Genomic DNA, 7766 nt, shown 5'->3' with positions numbered 1-7766 from the left:
GGATTCCGCCCGGGAGAGCATCCAAATGTCAAGAGTCAAGAGTTGACCCCGTACGCAGGTCAAGAGTTGACCCCGTACGCAGCCCTGGTTCCTGTGAACCACCCTACGAGGCAGTCCGGAATTCCTTGCCGCTCCTTATCAACTGTCAGCCTGATGTCGGTGCCACTGTCGGGTCTACACGCCTTCCTACGGTTTTCCTGACACCCGTCCCCCTAAGCGTGATACACAAAGAGGTGCAACGGGAAGTGGAGAGTTACTTGTACGGCGGAAAGATCTGGCAGTTTGCCGCCCACGAAGTTGGTCACGGGACGTACCCGTACCACAGCGAAGCAGCCGAGCATGCCGAAGGAGGACTCATGATCGAGGGAGGTCCCAAGTATGGGCCACCGGAACTACCTGACTTTGATCAACGGCGATTCCTGGCTCCTACCCTCGCCCGTTTCCGGTCTGCAACTCACTGGTGAGGACAAGGAGGACGAGATGAGACAATGGCACGGTTGCTCCAGCATGATGATGAGTCTCAGCGAGGGTTCAATGATGACACGGACTGCCGTTCTCGTGACCGGATACTGGACAGGGCTGTTCGTTCACCGCGGGATAGGCGGAGCCTATGGAATGCTGTGCCTGGGAGCATGATAATCGTTGTTCGGAGTCTACATCATGTTGATCAGTCCGTTTCTACAATCCGGCGGCAGCTTGACGCGATACCTCGTGACGATGTCATCACTTGCGATCACTTTCGATTCAACACGCGCTGCGGAGACGGTTGAGTGGTGGCTTGACACGAATGAAGTGATGGTTGGCGGACCCGTGTGCGTGACGTTTGCCCGGTTGCCGCAGCGTCTTTGGAGCGATGTCGAAGTTGAGGTGTCAGGCCATAGGCCATTCTGCCCGGACCTCCGCGGTGATGACCGTGCAAACGGCCAAGTGATTTGTCTTTTGTGGCAGTCATCTCCGGAGGAATGGATCGAGGCGTCTCCAGACATAACACACCTTCGTCGTACTCCTCTCTTCGGGGAGCCTGGCATCTCGACGATTTCGGTTGTGATCGCTGGCCAACGGTGCGGGGAAGACCGAGTGGAGGTCGTGCCTCTTGCCCCGAATGCTAAACCGGCCATCGACCTTCTTTACCCGGAGATCGATACGACCAACCCAGACCGATTCAAGAAGCTGGCGTGGCCGAGCGTCATCATCAGCTCCGGCAAGAAGGTTTCGGTCGCCGAGTTGAATTGGCTGAGGGAGTCCTATGCAGACATAACGCAGCATCCCGATTGGCGAGACATTGCCTCCGCGTTGCTCTGGCAATTCGAACTGACAACGCAACTCGATGAACTTGGCAATCGTGCAAAACCGAGCCAAGCCTCGCAGCAGGACGTTGTGGCCTACAGGGCCCGTCTTGCTGAGACCTTGACGGTGGACGACACAAACGAGTATCGCCGGATCGCTGCACTGGTGCGAGCAAGCTCGCCGAAAAGCCCCTTTGCGGAGCTGACCCTGACTTGGACTGAAGAAGGACTCCGCCACATCGAACGAGGACTCTATGGTTTTAAGGTCGACCTGCCCGCACCCAGCCGTCCGGTGACCACCGCCACCTCGGCAGGGACCAGTGAACCGCGAAAGCGAATCTCTGCCATCGTCCTGACGAGCCGCCCGGCAACACAACCAATTGCCACATCTCGGGCTGACGGCGATTTCCGCACCAGTGATCCTGAGGGGACATCAACCCGGATCGAGCTGACCAACAAGATCCGATCCACACAACCGGCAGCGCAACCGACAACGAAACCATCCGATGCGCCCACCAAGTAGGCCGCGCCGGCGGATACCCAGGAAGAAAACCCGCGAGGCGGCCGATACCGCCGTTTATCCGCGTCCATCTGCGCCGATCTGCGGACCGGAGGTGAGGCGATCGCCCATAGTAGTCCTCAGACGTCGGTTCTCCGTTGTCAGTCGAACCAGGTCGCCGAGCAATTAGCAATTCGGGGGACACCATACCTATTTCGATGTTTGTTTTGGTTTCCGGCCTGGTTTTTGGGGTGTGAGGATGCGGTTGAGGGTGGCTTCGAGTCGGGTGAGGAAGGCCTGGTTTCCCAGCGGGCGTCCGGTTCGTTCGTGGCGTTGGAAGCTGTCCCGGTTTCTGGTCCTTGGTAAGGGGGAGAGAGAGACACCCCCTTCGGCTCCCCATTGGTAACGGGGAGAGAAAACAGAGACCGTGGTCATCGAGACCCCGCGCGGCGTTGCGCAAGAGAAGGGAGGCCGGAGAGGAAAGAGGCCGGCCCGATGCACTGGCAGAACAGGTGAGCAGGAGAGCAGAAGAAGAGAGAACTCGCCGGGGCAAGAATGGGCCAACCGACCGTGAGATTGCACGGTTTGGTCCGTCGGGACCATGCTCACCCAAGGCGTCCGGCCTCAAGGCTGAACGTTGCGGGGCTGTCAACAGAGCACCCTCATGCCTCAGCTTTGCATCCGTCGGGGTCTTGAGCGATCATGCCACCTACCGGCTGCGCCACTCCCGTCGATGAAGCCGACCGGCTCTTGTCAGGGGGGGCTTCGTGGAGGTAAGGCCGCGTGAACTGCCGAAGAGGCCCTGGGCCCCGCGTCACGCCGCGAGCGTGTTCGTGTACAAAAACGCCCTGTGGATGGTTGCGGGCAACAACATGACATCGGATGTGTGGAAGCGGACTGGTGGCGAATAGCGAGCCGGATGTGGGAGATACCCGATGATGCGAAGAACAAGTCGAGTATTAGCCACAGGACTGCTGGGAATTCTGGCGATTGCGGTCCGAGGGGCAGAGACGGGCGTGCAGAGCGGCGCCGGCATTCACCCTTCGCTGCCTGCCGACTTCTTTCCCTGCGGGGCGATGCACATGAGCACCATTTCGCACTGGCAGCACTATCTGCCGCCGGTGGACGAGTGGGCGGCGTACATGGACAAAGACCTGGCCCGGATGAAGGAGGTCGGGCTCAATTCGATGGCCGCTCACGTGGACTGGTACGACATCGAGCCGGCGCCCGGCGAGTTCAACTTCGAGCGGCTGGACCGGCTGATGGATCTGGTCGACAAGCACGGCCTGCGGATCCTGCTGTGGCCCTGGCCTGAGCTACAGCCGGAATGGGTGGCGCGGCAATACCCTGATGGCCAGTGGCTGTCGGTGACCGACTTCAAGCCCGGCCCGGCGTGCTGGGACCATCCTGCGGTTCGAAAGCTGATCGACCGGTTCGTCAGAACGGTTGTGACGCGATACAAGGATCGGCCGTCGGTGCTGGCGTGGGACGTTGGGGCTGAGGCCGGCGTGTGGGTCTCGGCGGCAACGCCGGTCGACCGAACCGCCGCCGCCGATCTTTACTGCTATTGCCCGCATACGGCGGCGCGATACCGCGACTGGCTGAGGCAGAAGTATGGCGCGCTGGACAAGCTAAACGAGGTATGGGCCACGTACTACAAGGACTGGTCGGAGATTGAGCCGGTGCGTGTGGGAGCGTTCGAGCGGGCCCAGATCTTCTGGCTCGACTGGCGGCAGTTTATGCTCTGGAACACGGCGGAGTTTCAGCGAGTCAAGGCCGAGGCGGCGCGGGCCTGTGATCCCAACCGCCCGATCACCTGCCACCTGGGCGGCTGGGGCTGGGGCTACGTCCACAACTCGACCGACGAGTACCAGATTGGCAAGCATTTCGATTTCGTGGGCCTTTCGTTCTTCCCGTTCTGGCTCGAGAGAGGCCAAGCCTACGATTCGAGTATCGGCGGGATGATGCTCGACGGCGTTCGATCCGCCGGCGACGGCAAGCCCATGTGGGTCGAGGAACTGCAAGGCGGCCCGAGTATCTTCGGGCTGAGCTACCGGTCGCGATTCCCGACGCCTTCTGATATCAGGCTGTGGAACTGGCAGTGCGTTGCTCACGGTGCTTCGGGGGTGTTTTACTGGAACTGGCGGCCGGAAACGACCGGCATCGAGGCGGCGGGTTTTGGCCTGGTCAACTACGACGGCAGCCTCACCGATCGGGCGCGAGCGGCCGGCGAAGTCGCAAGAGATCTGAATCGCCATGCGAGCCGACTGCTCTCGAGCAAGCCGGTGCCGGCCCAGGTCGCAATCCTTTGCGATCCGCGGGTTTTCATCCAGGCGCACGGCGAACAGGATGCGGGGCTATATGTCGCCAGCGTACGTGGAGCTTATCGAGCCTTTTACCGAGCGAGCATTCCGGCCGACCTGGTGATTTCGGAACAGCTCATGAAGGCGGATCCGGCCCGATACAAGCTGATCTGTCTGCCGTTCGCGTACCTGCTGTCTCGTGAGGAAGGACAATGGCTGTCGAAATACGTCGAGCAAGGCGGATACCTCGTGGCGGGCACGTGGTGTGCACAGAAGGACGAGCGGACGTTCTTGTATGAAACCGTGCCGGGAGCAGGGCTCGCGGAGCTGTTCGGCTGCCGCGAGCAGGCATTTCAGACGATCGGCCAGGCATCGGCAACGCTTGTCGACGGCCGCGGCCTGATCACCTCGCTCAAACCCGGTGCCAAGCTGCCCGCCCAGCGCTATACGCAGCAACTCGAGTTGTTGCCCGGCGCGGAGGTGGTCGCCGAGTTCGACGACAAGAGCCCGGCCATGGTCGCCGCCCGCCGGGGTAAGGGCCGCACGCTGTATGCCGCGACGCTGCTGTTCCTTGGATATGACGCAACCGCGGACGGGAATCTGCAGAAGGTGCTTCTCGATGCTGCGTCGGCCGCCGGCATTGAGGCACCGATTCGTGTTCAGGCGCAGCCCGACGCCAATGAGGTTGTCGCCCGCGTGCTCGAAGGGCCCGGGGGCAAGACCGTCGTGATCGCGAACCACAGTTGGGCCGACAAGAAGGCTGACGTGACGATACCCCGCGCGGCAAAGGCCAGGGTGTTTGACCTGCTCAGTGGGAAAGACGTCGGAACGTCGGTCGATGGGGCTGCTGCCAGATTCTCGCTGCCCATTCCAGCTCGGCAAGCCCGCGCGCTGGCCGTGGAGTAAGAGATGTCGGTCCCCGGTGCCGCGTGTTGCAGGGCTTGGAGGGCGAGAGTGTTGAACGCGGCGCGGGGAACCTGGTTACCGGTCCCTGCCTGGAACAAGCACGAGGCGTGGTGCCCGCAGGCCTTTTCTATCCCCTTGCAGCACAAGACGATACGTTCGAAGAGCATGCTCGGTCCGCGTCCCCGGGTGACCGGGCGCTAAGCGAAGCCGCCGGCTCGAAAATGGCCTGAACGCGACAAGAAGCATCCCAGAGAAGACGGGTTGCAGTTAAGATGGACCTGTCGGCCGTGGAGGGGAATGGTCCCGTGGCAGGACCTTTCAATCATCTCTCCGCGCAGGTTTCAAGATCGGTTAGAGTCTGGCCAAGGTAAAGGATCAACATGAGTAACATGGACGCAACAAGCCGATGTCGCCCGCTCGGTGTGCTTGTCCTCGTGGTGGCTCTGTTGCTCCTGCTGCCGGGCCCGTCGGCGCCCGGAGCGGATCTTTCACTCGAAGCGGGGAAGAGGACATTCGCCCCCGGGGGACCCGCGGGCGGCGGATTGCGTTTCGGCAATCCCGTCTGGTCACCCGACGGCCGTCATCTGGCGATCTCCGACGATCACGGCGACGGTGTTTACCTGTACGATACCCAGACAGAGAGCGTTCTTCAGATCACGGATGCCCGGAGCAGCGGGTATGCGTTTAACTGGTCACCCGATGGAAGGCGGCTGGGATTCAAGCTGCTCATTTCGAAGGCGGGCAGTATCTTCCCGCTCCAAGCACCGGCGGTCTACAACCTCGATCAGCAGAAGCTGGTTCTTCTTTGCGAGCCAACGGTCAGGGCCGGTGTTCCTTCGTTTTCGAGCGACGGCCTGACCGCTTTCACCGTCGATCGGGAGCTGCGGGTGGTCAACCCGGCCGGCGAGATCGTCACCTCTTTGCCGCTGGGCCACTACGTCAATCTGGCGGTGATTTCGCCGGACGGCACTCGCGTGGCGTATAACACCGAGGATGACCAGGTTGCCGTGCTCCAACTGAGCAGCGGCAAAAGCACGCATTTGACCACCGGGCCGGATGCCCATTTCAAGCCCCTGTGGTCACCGGACTCAGAACGTCTGGCAGTCAGCACGATCACCGCGCGTCTGAAGTGCGTTGACCTTCAATCGAGGCAGGTGCACGACCTCGATGAAGGCACCGATCCATCCTGGGCACCCGATGGTCAGACTCTCTTCTATTCCAGAACGGAGAGGCTCGACGGCGCCAAGGTCATCGATTCGGACATCTACCAAATCGGATGCGACGGGAGCGGAAAACGGCGGCTGACCTGGGAGGTGGGCGAGCATGAAGCAGCCGCGAGGTTGTCGCCCGACGGCCGGGAAATGGCGTTTGTGTCACTGGTCACTGGCGAGCTCTATCGTGCCCCCGTTGGCCGACACGCGACCACGGACACGCAGGGCAAGGAACGCTCGACATATTCATTGAGTCCGAAAGTCAAACTGAACATACCGGCGGCGACCTTCGTCAAGCTCGATACGACCCGCTCGCCCCTGCAAGTTCATGCTGCTTCGGAACAGCCGCCAGTGATCACCGCCGACAACCCGGTCACCCTGCTGAGAACAGTTCCCTACGTTCACCAGGTCTACGACACACCCGACGATTTCAACGGCCACTGGGCGTGCGGGGCGTCATCGGCCATCATGGCCATCAACTACTACAGCATCCTGCCCTACTGGGACATCACTTGCTCGTGGCCCTACTCGCACGTCAGCCACTACGGCCAGAACGTCTCGGAAATCTACACCTACAACGGCGTTACCTACGACTACCGGGCCAAAGATGCCAGCGGCCATTGGGCCTACGGCGGTTACGCATATATCGTTCGCAACAACTGGGCGGACACCAGGGGATACATGCGTGATTACATCATCAATCATGGTCTGTCCTCTGCCGCCGACTATTCGCCCAGTTGGGCGAAGCTGCAGACTGAGATCAACAACGATGACCCGTTTGTCGTGCTGAATGCTTTGACCTCTTCCGGGCACTACATCACGGCCATCGGCTATTACAGCACGCAGCATACCGCCGTCTTCAATGATCCCTATGGCGACAAGAACACTCCGGGCTACCCCAGCTATGACGGGGCGGGCGTCCTGTACGACTGGCCCGGCTACAACAACGGCTTCGCGAATCTCAACGCGGTCTCCTGCTTCATCTATTGCCGAGGCGGACTGCCGCCCCTGATCACCGAACACCCGGTGAGCCAGACCATTGACTGGCAGGCAAACACGACCTTCAGCGTTGTTGCCATCGGAGAGGGCACGTTGAGCTACCGGTGGCAGAAGGGAACGACGGATCTGGTCAACGGGTCGCACTATTCGGGTGTCACGACTGCAACCCTGTCAGTGCTCAACGCCACTGACGCGGAAGCCGGTCAGTATCGCTGTGTGGTCGGCAACGCATACGGAAGCGCGGCCTCCGACACGGCAACACTGACCGTGCTTCCACGGCCGGCACCGCCAGGTGACATGGACGGCGACGACGACGTCGATCAAGAGGATTTCGGCCTCCTGCAGGCCTGCGTCAGCGGCGCGTCCGTGCCGCAGAGCGATCCGGCATGTACCGATGCCCGCCTCGACAAGGACAGTGATGTTGACCAGGCCGATATCGCTTTGTTCCTCGGGTGCCTATCGGGGCCGGAGGTGGAGGTGGATTCGGACTGCGTGGTCCCGTGACATGCGATCACTCGGACCACCGTGGCCATTGTCCGTTCTCAGCGGGCAGGGTCGCTTC

The 7766-nt window shown here is 61.2% G+C and carries 4 protein-coding genes; all 4 read left to right on the top strand.

Features of this window, described 5'->3' with window-relative positions; all coding sequences use genetic code 11:
• The first annotated feature begins 378 nt into the window (after positions 1-378).
• The 4 genes from PLL20_20890 to PLL20_20875 all read left to right on the top strand — a co-directional run bounded on the left by PLL20_20890 (position 379) and on the right by PLL20_20875 (position 7708).
• Positions 379-636 carry a hypothetical protein gene (locus PLL20_20890; protein ID HPD32457.1) on the top strand — a complete coding sequence of 86 codons (258 nt, stop codon included), beginning with the start codon at positions 379-381 and terminating at the stop codon, positions 634-636.
• 441 nt (positions 637-1077) lie between these two features.
• On the top strand, positions 1078-1809 hold the full coding sequence (locus PLL20_20885; protein ID HPD32456.1) for a hypothetical protein: 732 nt from the start codon (positions 1078-1080) through the stop codon (positions 1807-1809).
• A gap of 911 nt (positions 1810-2720) precedes the next feature.
• A complete protein-coding gene (locus PLL20_20880; protein HPD32455.1) occupies positions 2721-4994 on the top strand; it encodes a beta-galactosidase in 2274 nt (757 codons plus the stop codon).
• Between the two features lie 380 nt (positions 4995-5374).
• Entirely contained in the window at positions 5375-7708 is a 2334-nt protein-coding gene (locus PLL20_20875) for a C39 family peptidase (protein HPD32454.1), read from the top strand.
• The last annotated feature ends 58 nt before the right edge of the window (positions 7709-7766 follow it).

This window comes from Phycisphaerae bacterium (genome assembly GCA_035384605.1).
Taxonomy (GTDB): domain Bacteria; phylum Planctomycetota; class Phycisphaerae; order UBA1845; family PWPN01; genus JAUCQB01.
This window is presented reverse-complemented; position numbering and strand designations above follow the sequence as displayed.